The sequence below is a fragment of the Amycolatopsis stemonae genome, assembly GCF_054781455.1.
In genome coordinates this window covers 669,458-682,165 of the sequence record NZ_BAAGUJ010000005.1, presented here as the reverse complement: position 1 = coordinate 682,165, position 12,708 = coordinate 669,458, and the positions used below count along the sequence as shown (strand labels likewise).

Genomic DNA, 12,708 nt, shown 5'->3' with positions numbered 1-12,708 from the left:
CGTGGGTCACGAGGGCCTCCGTTGATCGGTGTAGACGTCGCAATCCACACCGAACCCGGAGGCCCTCCCTTATGCCAAGATCATCCGGTCACGTGTCGCCACGATCGCAACCTCCCCGGACAGAACAGTTAGCCCTCCGCGGCCAGCGTCACCGCGACGTCGATGATCATGTCCTCCTGACCGCCCACCAGGGCGAGCTCGCCGCACCGGCGCAGGATCGCCTGGGCCGGAACGCCGTACCGCTCCGCCGCGCGCTCCGCGTGCAGCAGGAAGCTCGAGTACACCCCGGCCCAGCCCTGGACGATCGCGTTGCGGTCCATCTTCGGCCAGCGGTTCAGGTACGGCCGCACGACCTCCTCGGCCGCGTCGAGCAGAGCGCCGACGTCGAGGCCCGTGTCGATCTCGAGCCGGTCGAACACCGCCGCGAGGACCTCGGTCGGCGAGTTGCCGGCGCCCGCGCCCAGCGCGCAGAGCGAGCCGTCGATGTAGCGGACGCCCGCTTCGTACGCCAGGACGGAGTTCGCGACGCCGAGCGAGAGGTTCTGGTGGCCGTGGTAGCCGACCCACGCCGTGTCGCCGACCTCCGCGACCAGCGCTTCGAACCGTGCCCGGGCTTCGTGCATCAGCAGCGCGCCGGCCGAGTCCGTCACGTACGCCGCCTGGCAGCCCGCGTCGACCATGATCCGCGCCTGCTTGGCCAGGTCCTCCGGTGGCGTCCGGTGCGCCATCATGAGGAACCCTGCGGTCTCCATGCCGAGTTCGCGCGCCAGCCCGAAGTGCTGCGGCGAGACGTCCGCCTCGGTGCAGTGCGTGGCCACGCGCACCATCTTCGCGCCCGCGTCGAACGCCCGCCGGAGGTCCTCGGCGGTGCCGATCCCCGGCACGAGCAGCACGGCGATCTTGGCCTGCTTAGCCTCTTCGCGGGCCGCGGCGATCAGCTTCAGCTCGTCGACGGCGGAGAAGCCGTAGGTGAACGACGAACCGCCCAGACCGTCGCCGTGCGTCACCTCGATGACTTCGACACCCGCGCGGTCCAGCGCGCGCACGGTGTCGCGCACCTGCTGCTCGGTGAAGCGGTGGGCCATCGCGTGGCTGCCGTCGCGCAACGTCGTGTCGACGATCCGGACGTCGTGCTTCAGTTCGGACCGGCTCATGCGGACACCTCCTGCTTGGCCTGCGCCATCAGCTCTCCGACCCGCGCGGCCGCAGCCGTCATGATGTCGAGGTTCCCGGCGTACTCGGGCAGGTAGTCGCCGTTGCCGCGGACCTCGAGGAAGATCCCGACGCGGGCGTGGCCGTCCCAGTCCTCGCGCGCGTCGTCGAACTGCGGGTCCGCGCGCAGCGTGTAGCCGGGGACGTACTTGCGCACCTCGTCGACCATTGCGTGGATCGACGCCGTGATCGCGTCGCGGTCGGCGCCGGGCCCGATCGCGCAGAACACCGTGTCCCGCATGATCATCGGCGGTTCGACCGGGTTGAGGATGATGATCGCCTTGCCGCGCCCGGCACCGCCGATCTCGGCCACCGCCTGCGACGTCGTGCGCGTGAACTCGTCGATGTTCGCCCGCGTCCCCGGGCCCGCGCCGCGCGACGCCACCGACGCGACGATCTCCGCGTACGGCACCGGCGTCACCCGGGAAACCGCGTGCACCATGGGAATCGTGGCCTGGCCGCCGCAGGTGATCATCGAGACGTTCGGCGCGTCGAGGTGGGTGCCGAGGTTCACCGGCGGGCACACCATCGGGCCGAGGTGCGCCGGGGTCAGGTCGATGGCCTGGATGCCGGCTTCCTCGTACCGCGGGGCGTTCGCGGCGTGCGCCTTCGCCGACGTCGCCTCGAACACCAGCTCCGGCAGGGGGTCCTGCCGCAACAGCCAGTCGACCCCCTCCGCGGACGCCGCGATCCCTTGCGCCCGGGCGCGCGCGAGCCCGTCGGACTCGACCACGCCGACCATGTAACCGACTTCGAGAACTTCACTGCGTCGCAGCTTCGCCAGCAGATCGGTGCCGATGTTGCCGGGGCCGACGATCGCCGCCATCACGGGAGCCATGCTCCGACCGTCGCACCGCGCTCGGTGCCGATGACAGCCTTGTGTTCCGACCAGTGGAACGTCGACACTGGTCCGATGGCATTCGAGGTCGTGGCGGGCGCGGGGTCCCTGCGCAGCGAGACAGGCGTGCGGTTCCCCCACCGCTGGACGGATCCGGGCGTGAGCGTCGACACCGAGTTCACCGGCGGTCACCTGCTGAACCTGGCGGCGGCCGGCTGCGTGCTGAACGACCTGTACCGGGAAGCCGGGCAGCTCGGCATCGAACTCGCCGGCGCCCGGGTGCGCGCCTCCGGCGGCTTCGACACGACGACGTGGACCTCCACCGGCATCACCTACGCCGTCGAGCTGGACTCGACGGCGCCGGCCGAGGACCTCGCGCGGCTGCTGGAGGTCGTCGACGCCGTCGCCGAGATCCCGCGGGCGCTGCGAGCCGGGGCCCCGGTGCACCGCGCGCCCTGACGCCTTCGCGGGCGCCGGGTGCCGGTTTGATCGACTCCCGATCGGGGCAGCTTCGAGGAGAAGCTTGATCGAGGAGGGTTCGATGGCCGAGCGACGTTGGCGCTTCATCCCGGCGACCGCCCCGCTGTGCTGGCTCAACCTGGCCGCGGGTGCACTGCTGCTGTTTTCGAGCGTGCTGACGATGACGGAAACGGACTCGGGAGTACCGGTGCTGTCGGTGGTCGCGGGCGTGGCGGCGGTGGCGCTGATCGTCCTCGCGACGATCGGCCTGGCGCGGCCCCGGTTGCGGGGTCGTTGAGCCCGGCCCGCGGCAGCGCCGTCAGCGCGGGAGTCGCCGGTGGTCGGGCGGCCGCGCCGGGCCCCGCGGCGGCGCCGGGGCCCGGGCAGGCTCACAGCTCCTGGTGGTCCGCGTGCTCCACCCGGGCGTCCGGCACCGGGCGGCCGTCGCTCACGCGGAAGTCGTCCACGCCGTCCAGCACGAACGTCGGGGTTCCCTCGACCTTGTCCGCGCGGCAGTGGTGCACGTCGAGATCCGCCACGTCGCGCACCACGAACGCCGGCCGGGTGTCCTGCGCTCCGAAGTGGACGTCCACATTGTCCAGACTGATCCCGCGCGCGTGCCGGAAGAAGAACCCGTACGCCGGCAACGTGCCGAACATCGACGGCTCCGGGTACGCCGTTTCCAGCTCCGGCGGGTTCTGCACCGCGTCGCCCGGGGTGAGGCCGCCCGCCAGGTGGTGGCGGATGGAGCTCAGCTTGACGTCTTCGATCGGGTGACCCGGGATCCCGGCGATGCACGACGGATAGCGCGGATCCGCGTCGACCGTCGTCACGTCGCTGATGCTCACCCGGCGCAGGAAGCCGACCGGGCTGCCCGCCGGCCCGCGCATCCGCGCGCCCAGGCGGAGGAACAGCGGCATCTGGACCTTGCGCATGGTCAGGTTGCTGATCGTCACGTCCTCGAGCCAGCCGCCGTCGACCGTCTCCAGCGCCAGGCCGCGGCAGTACTCGAAGACCACGTTCGAGATCGCGATGTTGCGGAACCCGCCGTTGGCCTCGGTGCCGAACTTGACCCGGCCGGTGCGCCCGTACGACGCCGTCTTGAACGTGCCGTCCACCAGCGTGCCCAGGTCGTAGCCGCTGACGAAACAGTTGTCGATGGTCACGTTTTCCGTGTCGCGCACCCGGTTCAGCGCGTACGAGCTCTTCAGCACGATCGCGTCGTCGTTGGGCGAGTTCACCGTCGTGTTGGCGATGCGGACGTTCTTGCAGCAGTCGATGTCGATGCCGTCGCGGTTGGTGTCGATCACCAGCCCGTCGATGCGGAAGTTGTCGACGCCGGTCGGCAGGATGCCGAAGTGCCCGCCGTTGACGATCGTGATGTCGCGGATCGCGACGTTGCGGCACAGCTTGAGCGCGATCGCCTTGTTGCCGTTGAGCGGCACGGACTCCGCGCTGCCGCCGGCGACCAGCCCCTTGCCGTCGATCTTGCCCGGGCCCTCGATGGTGACGTTCTCGAGGTTCTCGCCCCAGATCAGGCTGTTGTGCCAGTGGCTGTGCCCGAAGTCCTGGTACGGGTTGCCCGCGCCGGGCTCGGCGGGGTCGTACCCCTTGCCGCCGGCCGGGGCGGCCGCGAGGATCGTCGCGTTCGCCCCCAGGTACAGCGCCACGTTGTTCTTGAGGTGGATCGAATAGCTCGCGTACGTGCCGGCCGGGAAGTACACGGTCCCGCCGCGCCCCGCGGCCGCGTCGATCGCGCGGTTGATCGCGGCGGTGTCGATGGTGCGGCCGTCACCCTTCGCGCCGAACTTCGTGACGTCGAAGAAGCCGCCTTGCGAGAGCTCCTCGGCTCCGGCGGCCGGTGATCCGACGAATGGCAGTGCGGCAGCACCCGCCGCACCCCAGGTGACCGCCTGCCGGCGGCTCACCGATCTACCCACGTCTGCTCCCTGAAATCGCCATGGCGGAAGCACCTCGCGGCGCTCCCGACGGCGGATCGGGATGTGACTCAGGCTAGGAAGATTCATCCGATGAGTCAAGCTCGTCCCCGCCCGGGGACGGGGACGAGCCCGATCTTCAGTCCAGCACCTCGCGCACGGTGCCCGCGGCCACCGTGAGGCGGCCTTCGCGCATCGCGAACCCGAGGCCCGGGCTCAACGCGACCGGCTGGCCGAGTTCCACGGTCAGCGAAGCCGCCTCGCCCGGCCGGACCACGCTGACGCCGTCGTCGAGCGTGACCACTCCGACGACGTCACTCGTGCGGAAGTGGAACTGCGGCCGGTAGTTCGCCGCGAACGGCGTCCGCCGGCCACCCTCGGCCGCCGACAGCACGTGGACGTCCGCGCGGAACCGCGTGTGCGGCCGCACGCTGCCCGGCAGGCAGACGACCTGGCCGCGCCGGACCTCGCCGCGCTTCACCCCGCGCAGCAGCACGGCGGCGTTGTCCCCCGCCTCGGCGCGCTCCATCGGCTTGCCGAACGTCTCGAGCCCGGTGGCCACGCTCGCGACGGCCGGGCCGAGCCCGATCACCTCGACCGCCTCACCGACCGCGAGGGTGCCCTGCTCCACCGCGCCGGTCACGACGGTGCCGCGGCCGGTGATGGTCAGGACGTTCTCGATCGGCATCAGGAACGGCAGGTCCAGCCGGCGCGGCGGCACCGGAACGTGCTCGTCGACGGCGGCGAGCAGGTCCAGGATCCGTTGCGTCCACAGCGGGTCGCCCTCGAGCGCGCGCAGCCCGGACACGCGGACCACCGGCACGGCGTCGCCGTCGAAGCCGTAGCGGGTCAGCAGCTCGCGCACCTCGAGCTCGACGAGGTCGAGCAGGTCCTCGTCGTCGGCGAGGTCGGCCTTGTTGAGCGCGACGACGAGGTGCTCGACCCCGATCCGGCGCGCCAGCACGACGTGCTCCCGGGTCTGCGGCATCGCGCCGTCCTGCGCCGAGACCACGAGCACGGCGCCGTCCAGCTGGGCCGCACCGGTGATCATGTTCTTGACGTAGTCGGCGTGGCCGGGCATGTCCACGTGCGCGTAGTGCCGGGTGGGCGTCTCGTACTCGACGTGCGCGATGGTGATGGTGATGCCGCGCTCGACCTCCTCCGGCGCGCGGTCGATGCGGTCGAAGGCGACGTAGTGGTTGGCACCACCGGGCTCCCGCTCGGCGAGGACCTTGGTGATGGCCGCGGTGAGGGTGGTCTTCCCGTGGTCGACGTGCCCCATCGTGCCGATGTTGAGGTGCGGCTTGGTCCGCACGTACTGCTGCTTGGTCATGGGATTTCCCTGTGCTGAGAGGTGAATGCGCGCGAAACCGGGCGAGCGTGGCGACCCTCCCCCGGCGGTTCCGCGGCAGGACAGGGGAATCGGGGAAGGGTCAGCTTCGAGCGCCGCTCAGCCGTGCCGAACCGGCGCTCGGCAGGGACGAGCCTGCGAGCGTCGCGCGATCGGACACGGGGAACATGCCGGGAAGGTTCGCACGGCGGCGGTCACGGTGTCATCCGGTTTTCCCTACGGACGCGCGGAACGCGGGCGCATCACGAGCGCGGCGACGTGGTACTCGCAGGGTTCGTCGGCGCGGTTCGCGTACGAATGCGTTACGTCGGCGGGAAAGTACAGCGAATCTCCCGCCGCCAGCACGTACTCCGCCGATCCGACGCCCAGCCACAGCGTGCCCGACGCGACCGTGACGAACTCGTGCGAACCCGGGGCGTACGCCGGGAAGTCGCCCGCGTCGCACCGCGGTGGCAGCGTGGTCCGGATCCATTCGAAGTTGACGCCCGGGACGACCGGGGTGAGCACCGTGCGGTGCCAGCCGCCCGGTTCGGCGATGTGGTCCTGCTCCGCCGCGCGCCGGACGACCACCCGGTCCGTCTCGAGGTCGGCGAGCAGCCGCGACAACGACAGCCCGAGGCCGTCGGCGATGCGCGACAGCACCACCACCGTCGGCGTCTTCTCGCCGCGCTCGATCGCCGACAGCATGCTGACGCTCACGCCGGCTTCCGCGGCCAGCGCGCTCAGCGCCAGACCGCGGTCGGCCCGCAGGGAGTGCAGGCGGCGGCCGAGGCTCACGGGGTCAATCATTCCCCTATAATACAGATCATGTCCACTATAGAGGAAGCGACGGAGGCCGACGCGGAACGCATCGCGGCCGTCTTCGCGCCGTACGTCACCGATTCGGTCGTCACGTTCGAGACCCTTCCGCCGACCGCGGACCAGTGGCGCGCGAAGATCCGCGAGAGCGAGCTGCCGTTCCTCGTCCTGACCGACGGGCGCATCCTCGGGTACGCGCTGGCCACGCCGTGGCGGCCGAAGCCGGCGTACCGGCACACCGTCGAAACCACGATCTACCTCGCGCCGGAAGCCACCGGCCGGGGCTACGGACGACGGCTCCTGGACGAACTGCTGAAGCGCTGCGCCGACGCGGGCGCCCGGCAGGCGATCGCCGTCGTCGTCGACTCCGGCAGCGACGCGTCACGCGCCCTCCACCGCTCGGCCGGGTTCACCGACGCGGGGGTGCTGCGGCGCGTCGGGTTCAAGCACGGCCGCTGGCTCGACACGTTCCTGATGCAGCGCGATCTAGGCTGACGGCCGTGGAAACGGACCTGCAGGCCGCGGCGCGGGGCGACCGGGACGCGTTCGACCGGCTCGTGCGGCCGTACCAGAGCGAGCTGCGCGCGCACTGCTACCGGATGCTCGGCGCCCTGCACGACGCGGAAGACGCGCTGCAGGAGGCGTTGCTCGGGGCGTGGCGCGGTATCGCCGGCTACGAGGGCCGCAGCTCGGTGCGCGCGTGGCTGTACCGGATCGCGACGAACGCCTGCCTGAAGCTGATCAAGCAGCGCCCGAAACGCCTGCTGCCCCGCGACCACCACCCGGCGGCGAACCCCGGCGACCCGCTCGCCGACCCGGTCGACGGCGAGGCGTTCGTCGAGCCGTACCCCGAGGACGACTGGGATCCGCAGCGCCGCTTCGAGCTGCGCGAGAGCGTCGAGCTGGCGTTCGTCGCCGCGCTGCAGCACCTGCCCGGCACGCAGCGGGCGGTGCTGATCCTGCGCGAGGTGCTCGCGTTTTCCGCTGCGGAGGTCGCCGAAGCGCTCGACACGTCGGTCGCGTCGGTGAACAGCGCCCTGCAACGGGCCCGGACCACCCTGAACCGGCAGGCACCGTCGCGGAGCCAGCAGGCGACGTTGCGCAGCCTCGGCGAAGACGCGGAACGCGCTCTGGTGGCGGACTTCGTCGCCGCGTGGGAGCGCGCGGACGTCCCGGCGTTGCTGAAGCTGCTCACCGACGACGCCCGCTTCACGATGCCACCGCTGCCCGCCTGGTTCGACGGCCGCGACGACGTCGCCCGCTTCCTGTCCGGCACCGTGTTCGCCACCCCGTGGCGGCTGGTGCCGCTGCGGGCGAGCGGCCAGCCGGCGTTCGCGTGCTACCAGCGCCACCCGGACGGCGTGTTCCGCATCGGCTGCGTGAACGTGCTGACACTGCGAGACGACCGGATCGCGGAGATCACCGGCTTCCTCGACCCGGCGATGTACGCGGGGTTCGGCCTGGCCGCGGAGTTGGACCTGACGAGCACCGACTAACGCGACTTCGCCCGCAGGTGCAGCCGCTCCCCTTGCTTCCCGAACAGGCTGAGGATCTCCGCCGGCCGTCCCACCGCGCCGAACCAGTGGGGCAACCGGGTGTCGAACTCCGCTGCCTCGCCCGGGCCCAGGGTCATGTCGCGGTCGGCCAGGACCAGGCGCAGGCGGCCCGACAGGACGTACAGCCACTCGTAGCCTTCGTGCACCTGCGGGTCCGGCTCGCCCGTCTCCGGTTCCAGGATCATCTTGAACGCCTGGGGCGCGCCCGGCTGGCGGGTCAGCGGCAGGACCGTCATCGTCGCGCCGTTGGCCCGCGGGAGGCGGCGGGGGGTCAGGCGGACGCGGGGGTCGCCGACCTCCGGGGCACCGACCAGCTCGTCCAGCGGGACCTGGTGGGCCTGGGCGATCGGCAGCAGCAGCTCGAGGCTCGGCTTCCGCTGGCCGGACTCCAGCCGTGACAGCGTGCTCTTCGAAATGCCCGTGGCCGTCGAGAGGTCGGCCAGCGTGACCCGCCGCTGGGTGCGGACCCGCTTGAGGCGGGGGCCGACCTCGGCCAGGGCCTGGGTGATCGCGTCGGTCATGCCTCCAGGAAACGCGCTTGTCCCGGAAACGGCAACATTTGTTGTCGGAATCGCGAAGCCGGGTTCAGGGTGGCGGCATGACCGAAAACAGCTATGACGTCCTGGTGGTGGGCGGTGGCGCCGCGGGCCTCAACGCCGCCCTGATGCTCGGCCGGGCGCGGCGGCGCGTCCTGGTCGTCGACGGTGGTTCGCCGCGCAACGCCCCGGCGTCGCACATGCACGGGTTCCTGTCCCGCGACGGCCTGCCGCCGTCGGACCTGCTCGAGATCGGCCGCGAAGAGCTCACCGGCTACGGCGTCGAGCTCGTCCAGGACCAGGTGGTGCGGCTCGAAGACGGCTTCACGGCCGAGCTCGCTAGCGGCCGGACGCCGACCGCCCGGCGCGTGCTGTTCGCGACCGGCGTCCACGACGACCTGCCGGACATCCCCGGGCTGCGCGAAAGCTGGGGCACCGACGTGGTGACCTGCCCGTACTGCCACGGCTACGAGGTGCGCGACCGGCCGCTCGGCGTGCTCGGCACCGAACCCGCGAGCGTCGAGCACGCGCTCCTGGTGCGCCAGTGGTCGCCGGACGTCGTCTACTTCGCGCACACCGAACCACTGTCCGAAGAGGACCGGGTGCGCCTCGACGCCCGGGGTGTCCGGGTTGTCGAAGGCACTGTGACGGCCGTCAGGCGCGAACACGGCCACCTCACCGGCGTCGAGCTCGGGAGCCGGTTCGTGCCGCGGGTGGCGCTGTTCGTCCGGACGAAGACCGTCGCGCACGACGAGCTCATGCGCGGGCTCGGCTACGAAGAGACCGACGCGATGGGCCGGACGAACGTGCCGGGGCTTTGGGCGGCCGGGAACGTCGTCGACGCGCGGGCCACCGTGATCATCGCCGCGGCCCAGGGCGCGGCCGCCGCCGGTGCGCTCAACCACGACCTCGTGGGCGAAGACGTCCGGCGGGCGGTCGACGCGTTCGGGGGCTTCACCCCGGCGGCGGAGCGCGCGGCCGCGGCGGCCCGCTGACGTCCTGGCGCCGGGCGGCCGGCCGTGCCAGGCTCGGCGTGTGCGTCCGACGTTGTACGAATTCGCCGGCGGCGACCCCGCGTTCCTCGCGCTGGCCGCCGCCCACCACGAGCGCTGCCTGGCCGATCCCGAGCTGAACCACCCGTTCTCGCACCCGGGACAGCACCCGCGGCACGTCGAGCGGCTGGCGCGGTACTGGGCCGAGGTCATGGGCGGGCCGCCGCGGTTCTCCGAGGAGTGCGGCGACCATTCGGCGATGCTGCGGCTGCACGCCGGCAACGGCGACATGGCCGACCTCGGCCGCCGGTTCGTCGACTGCTTCGTGCGGGCCGCCGACGACGCCGGCCTGCCCGCCGATCCCGAGTTCCGCGCGGCCCTGCGGTCCTACATGGAATGGGCCGTGGCCGAGGTGCTCACCTACCCCGGACCGGCCGAGGACGTCCCCGCGGGGCTTTCCGTGCCGCACTGGTCGTGGACCGGGTTGCAGCCGGTGTAACGCCGGGGGCGCCCGCCGCGTCTTGTGAGCAACGACCGGCTGTGGAGGTCCGTCGCAGAGCCGGCCCCGGGCGCGTTACCCCCCAACCCGCCCGGGCCGGCTCGTCCACGACGGCCGGATCCCGCGTGCGCGGGGGCACCGCGCTGCGCCAGAGTGGAGACCATGCTCCTCGACCGCTTCCTCGTCGCCAGCCGGGACTTCGAACGCCACCTCCGCACGGTCGCCCCGGACGGCTGGGGCGCGCCAACCCCGTGCCCCGAGTGGGACGTGCGGACGCTGGTGAACCACATGACCCGCGGCAACCTCAACTACATCGAGCTCACCCGCGGCTGCAGCCGCGACGAGTTCCGGGCCATGCGCGACGCCGACGCGCTCGGGGACGACCCGGTCACGGCGTTCACCGACTCGGTCCGGGCGTTCGCGGCGGTGTTCGCCGAGGACAGCGTGCTGGACCAGGTCCTCGACTACCCGCCGGGCAAGCTGACCGGGCGGCGCGCGCTGGCGATGCGGACCGCGGACAGCGTCGTGCACACCTGGGACCTCGCGCGGGCCCTCGGCGCGGACGAGACGCTCGATCCCGGTCTGGTCGCGTGGATCGACGAGGACTACGAAGCCATCTTCGCCGGGCTCACGCTGGGGCCGCGGTTCTTCGCCGAGCCGGTGGCGGACGCGCCGGGCGCGTCGCTGCAGGACCGCGTGCTCACGCGCTTCGGCCGCGATCCTCGCTGACGGCGCAGTCCAGCCGCGCCGCCAGCTCGGTGAGCGCCCGGCCCAGCGGGCGGTCGACCCGCACCGACGCGAAGCGGTCGCCGCGGGTTTCGCCGTGGTTCACGATCACCACGGGCTTGCCCGCGGCCGCCGCGTGGCGGACGAACCGGAGGCCGGACATCACCGTCAGGGACGAGCCGAGCACGAGCAGCGCGCCGGCGTCGTCGACCAGCCGGTAGCAGTGCTCGACGCGTGGCCGTGGCACGTTCTCGCCGAAGAACACCACGTCCGGCTTGAGGACGCCGTCGCACTCCACGCAGGGCACGAGCGTGAACCGGCGCACGACGTCCTCGGCCAGCTCGACGTCGCCGTCCGGGTTGATCCGGGTGGCGGCGCCGTCGAACGCCGGGTTCGCCGCGCGCAGGCGCCGGTCCAGCTCGGCGCGCGGGCTGGTGCGGCGGCAGCCGAGGCAGATCACGCGGTCGAGGCTGCCGTGCAGCTCGACGGCGTCCGGGACGCCCGCCGCCTGGTGCAGGCCGTCGACGTTCTGCGTGATGACGCCGCCGAGGTAGCCGCCTTCGCGCAGGGCGGTGACCGCGCGGTGGCCGTCGTTCGGGTCGGCGCGGGCGATCGTGCGCCAGCCGAGGTGGCTGCGCGCCCAGTACCGCTGCCGCCCTTCGGCGCTGGTGACGAACTCGTCGTAGGTCATCGGCGTGTGCCGGCGCAGGCTGCCGGTTTCGCCGCGGTAGTCGGGGATCCCGGACTCGGTCGACAGCCCGGCGCCGCTGAGCACGGCGACCCGCCGCCGGGCGACGACCTCGGTCAGCTCGTCGAGGCTCGACGTCCGGGGCAGCGGCGCGTCCGGCGACGTCCAGCTGAGGGTGGGGCGAGTCCGCACTAGGCCAGGGTACGTGGGCCGGGCAGGTGTTTCTCGAACCAGTGATCGGCGTAGTGCTCGTCGTTGAACGCCGGGACCTCGCGGTAGCCCGCCGCCCGGTACAGGCCGATGGCCTCGCCGAGCGAACGGTTCGTCTCCAGCCGCAGCGTGCGGACGCCTTCCGCGGCCGCGTACGCCTCCAGCTCGGTCAGCAGCCGCCGGCCCAGCCCGAGGCCGCGGGTGGCCGGCGAGACCCACATGCGCTTGACCTCGGCGGGCGCGTCGCCATGGACCTTCAGCGCGCCGCAGCCGACCGGCTCTTCGTGCAGCGTCGCGACGAGCAGGACGCCGGCCGGCGGCGTCATCTCGTCGTCGGCGGCGGAGATGCTGAGCCCGGGGTCGAAGCCGTCGTCGAACCGCTCGGCGAGCTCGGCGAAGTAGGCGCGCAGGCAGGCCCGGGCCTTCGGGTGCCCGGGCGGGAGCGGGGCGACATCGACCGCGGAGGCCGTCAGCAGGCGTTCGACCTCGGCCATCGCGGCGACCAGCCGGGTGCGCTGGCCGCCGGACAGCGGGGCGAGGAGCGTGGCGGCCGCGTCGTCGGACAGCCGGTCGAGCGTGGCGCGCTCGGCCAGGCCGGCCTCGGTGAGCCGCGCGACGCGGACGCGGCCGTCGCCGTCGCCCGGCTCGACGCGGACCAGGCCGTCCTGCTCCAGCCCGCGCAGCAGCCGGCTGAGGTAGCCGGAGTCGAGGTCGAGCCGGGACCGCAGCTCGCGGACGGCGAGCCCGGCCGCGCCGATCTCCCACAGCACGCGGGCCTGGCCGAGCGGGCGGTCGCGGCTGAGGAAGGCGTCGTCGAGCGCGCCGGCGCGCTGGGTGACCGTCCGGGTGAACCGCCGGACGCCGTCCACGAGGTCGCGGTCCATTCTCTGACTTTAGTCAGCTATC

The 12,708-nt window shown here is 72.4% G+C and carries 15 protein-coding genes; 7 read left to right on the top strand and 8 right to left on the bottom strand.

The window, feature by feature from the left end; all coding sequences use genetic code 11:
• Window positions 1-128 precede the first annotated feature (128 nt).
• Both dmpG and ACYVLJ_RS22670 read right to left on the bottom strand, forming a co-directional pair.
• Window positions 129-1,154 carry a 4-hydroxy-2-oxovalerate aldolase gene (gene dmpG / locus ACYVLJ_RS22675; RefSeq protein WP_460440187.1) on the bottom strand — a complete coding sequence of 342 codons (1,026 nt, stop codon included), beginning with the start codon at window positions 1,152-1,154 and terminating at the stop codon, window positions 129-131.
• Entirely contained in the window at window positions 1,151-2,050 is a 900-nt protein-coding gene (locus ACYVLJ_RS22670; RefSeq protein WP_460440186.1) for an acetaldehyde dehydrogenase (acetylating), read from the bottom strand. The genes dmpG and ACYVLJ_RS22670 overlap by 4 nt, the downstream gene beginning before the upstream one ends.
• 75 nt (window positions 2,051-2,125) lie before the next feature.
• On the opposite strand from ACYVLJ_RS22670, the gene ACYVLJ_RS22665 reads away from it, so the two are divergent.
• Entirely contained in the window at window positions 2,126-2,509 is a 384-nt protein-coding gene (locus ACYVLJ_RS22665) for an OsmC family protein (protein WP_451986030.1), read from the top strand.
• 82 nt (window positions 2,510-2,591) lie between these two features.
• Window positions 2,592-2,807, top strand: a complete 216-nt coding sequence (locus ACYVLJ_RS22660; protein ID WP_451986032.1) for a hypothetical protein — start codon at window positions 2,592-2,594, stop codon at window positions 2,805-2,807.
• Window positions 2,808-2,898: 91 nt separating this feature from the next.
• Here the strand turns inward: ACYVLJ_RS22660 and ACYVLJ_RS22655 are convergent, their stop codons facing one another.
• From ACYVLJ_RS22655 to ACYVLJ_RS22645, 3 genes are all read right to left on the bottom strand, one after another.
• Complete coding sequence (locus tag ACYVLJ_RS22655) at window positions 2,899-4,389, bottom strand: rhamnogalacturonidase (RefSeq protein ID WP_460440195.1); 1,491 nt, start codon at window positions 4,387-4,389, stop codon at window positions 2,899-2,901.
• A 196-nt stretch (window positions 4,390-4,585) separates the two neighbouring features.
• Complete coding sequence (tuf, locus tag ACYVLJ_RS22650; protein ID WP_451986034.1) at window positions 4,586-5,779, bottom strand: elongation factor Tu; 1,194 nt, start codon at window positions 5,777-5,779, stop codon at window positions 4,586-4,588.
• Between the two features lie 234 nt (window positions 5,780-6,013).
• Complete coding sequence (locus ACYVLJ_RS22645; protein ID WP_460440185.1) at window positions 6,014-6,586, bottom strand: cupin domain-containing protein; 573 nt, start codon at window positions 6,584-6,586, stop codon at window positions 6,014-6,016.
• Window positions 6,587-6,604: 18 nt separating this feature from the next.
• Between ACYVLJ_RS22645 and ACYVLJ_RS22640 the strand changes: the two genes are divergently transcribed.
• Both ACYVLJ_RS22640 and ACYVLJ_RS22635 read left to right on the top strand, forming a co-directional pair.
• Window positions 6,605-7,090 carry a GNAT family N-acetyltransferase gene (locus tag ACYVLJ_RS22640; RefSeq protein ID WP_460440184.1) on the top strand — a complete coding sequence of 162 codons (486 nt, stop codon included), beginning with the start codon at window positions 6,605-6,607 and terminating at the stop codon, window positions 7,088-7,090.
• 5 nt (window positions 7,091-7,095) lie between these two features.
• A complete protein-coding gene (locus ACYVLJ_RS22635) occupies window positions 7,096-8,091 on the top strand; it encodes a sigma-70 family RNA polymerase sigma factor (RefSeq protein ID WP_460440183.1) in 996 nt (331 codons plus the stop codon).
• Here the strand turns inward: ACYVLJ_RS22635 and ACYVLJ_RS22630 are convergent.
• The gene (locus tag ACYVLJ_RS22630) at window positions 8,088-8,672 is read right to left on the bottom strand and encodes a helix-turn-helix domain-containing protein (RefSeq protein ID WP_451986044.1); all 585 of its coding nucleotides are present in this window, start codon (window positions 8,670-8,672) and stop codon (window positions 8,088-8,090) included. The two genes, ACYVLJ_RS22635 and ACYVLJ_RS22630, sit on opposite strands and share 4 nt — an antisense overlap.
• 77 nt (window positions 8,673-8,749) lie before the next feature.
• Here ACYVLJ_RS22630 and ACYVLJ_RS22625 point away from each other — a divergent pair, with 77 nt between their 5' ends.
• The 3 genes from ACYVLJ_RS22625 to ACYVLJ_RS22615 all read left to right on the top strand — a co-directional run bounded on the left by ACYVLJ_RS22625 (window position 8,750) and on the right by ACYVLJ_RS22615 (window position 10,907).
• Window positions 8,750-9,682: an NAD(P)/FAD-dependent oxidoreductase gene (locus ACYVLJ_RS22625; protein WP_460440182.1), complete on the top strand. Its 933-nt coding sequence runs from the start codon at window positions 8,750-8,752 to the stop codon at window positions 9,680-9,682.
• A 40-nt stretch (window positions 9,683-9,722) separates the two neighbouring features.
• Window positions 9,723-10,178: a group II truncated hemoglobin gene (locus ACYVLJ_RS22620; RefSeq protein WP_451986048.1), complete on the top strand. Its 456-nt coding sequence runs from the start codon at window positions 9,723-9,725 to the stop codon at window positions 10,176-10,178.
• Between the two features lie 162 nt (window positions 10,179-10,340).
• The gene (locus ACYVLJ_RS22615; protein WP_451986050.1) at window positions 10,341-10,907 is read left to right on the top strand and encodes a TIGR03086 family metal-binding protein; all 567 of its coding nucleotides are present in this window, start codon (window positions 10,341-10,343) and stop codon (window positions 10,905-10,907) included.
• Here the strand turns inward: ACYVLJ_RS22615 and ACYVLJ_RS22610 are convergent.
• Window positions 10,879-11,784 carry an SIR2 family protein gene (locus ACYVLJ_RS22610; RefSeq protein WP_460440181.1) on the bottom strand — a complete coding sequence of 302 codons (906 nt, stop codon included), beginning with the start codon at window positions 11,782-11,784 and terminating at the stop codon, window positions 10,879-10,881. The two genes, ACYVLJ_RS22615 and ACYVLJ_RS22610, sit on opposite strands and share 29 nt — an antisense overlap.
• A complete protein-coding gene (locus ACYVLJ_RS22605) occupies window positions 11,784-12,686 on the bottom strand; it encodes a bifunctional helix-turn-helix transcriptional regulator/GNAT family N-acetyltransferase (RefSeq protein WP_460440180.1) in 903 nt (300 codons plus the stop codon). Before ACYVLJ_RS22605 ends, ACYVLJ_RS22610 begins: the two co-directional genes overlap by 1 nt.
• Window positions 12,687-12,708: the final 22 nt, after the last annotated feature.

What these genes read in the sequence shown, in the direction of transcription:
- dmpG (WP_460440187.1), bottom strand. Translation starts at nt 1,154, where the DNA reads ATGAGCCGGTCCGAACTGAAGCACGACGTCCGGATCGTCGACACGACG.
- ACYVLJ_RS22670 (WP_460440186.1), bottom strand. Translation starts at nt 2,050, where the DNA reads ATGGCTCCCGTGATGGCGGCGATCGTCGGCCCCGGCAACATCGGCACC.
- ACYVLJ_RS22665 (WP_451986030.1), top strand. Translation starts at nt 2,126, where the DNA reads ATGGCATTCGAGGTCGTGGCGGGCGCGGGGTCCCTGCGCAGCGAGACA.
- ACYVLJ_RS22660 (WP_451986032.1), top strand. Translation starts at nt 2,592, where the DNA reads ATGGCCGAGCGACGTTGGCGCTTCATCCCGGCGACCGCCCCGCTGTGC.
- tuf (WP_451986034.1), bottom strand. Translation starts at nt 5,779, where the DNA reads ATGACCAAGCAGCAGTACGTGCGGACCAAGCCGCACCTCAACATCGGC.
- ACYVLJ_RS22645 (WP_460440185.1), bottom strand. Translation starts at nt 6,586, where the DNA reads ATGATTGACCCCGTGAGCCTCGGCCGCCGCCTGCACTCCCTGCGGGCC.
- ACYVLJ_RS22640 (WP_460440184.1), top strand. Translation starts at nt 6,605, where the DNA reads ATGTCCACTATAGAGGAAGCGACGGAGGCCGACGCGGAACGCATCGCG.
- ACYVLJ_RS22630 (WP_451986044.1), bottom strand. Translation starts at nt 8,672, where the DNA reads ATGACCGACGCGATCACCCAGGCCCTGGCCGAGGTCGGCCCCCGCCTC.
- ACYVLJ_RS22625 (WP_460440182.1), top strand. Translation starts at nt 8,750, where the DNA reads ATGACCGAAAACAGCTATGACGTCCTGGTGGTGGGCGGTGGCGCCGCG.
- ACYVLJ_RS22615 (WP_451986050.1), top strand. Translation starts at nt 10,341, where the DNA reads ATGCTCCTCGACCGCTTCCTCGTCGCCAGCCGGGACTTCGAACGCCAC.
- ACYVLJ_RS22605 (WP_460440180.1), bottom strand. Translation starts at nt 12,686, where the DNA reads ATGGACCGCGACCTCGTGGACGGCGTCCGGCGGTTCACCCGGACGGTC.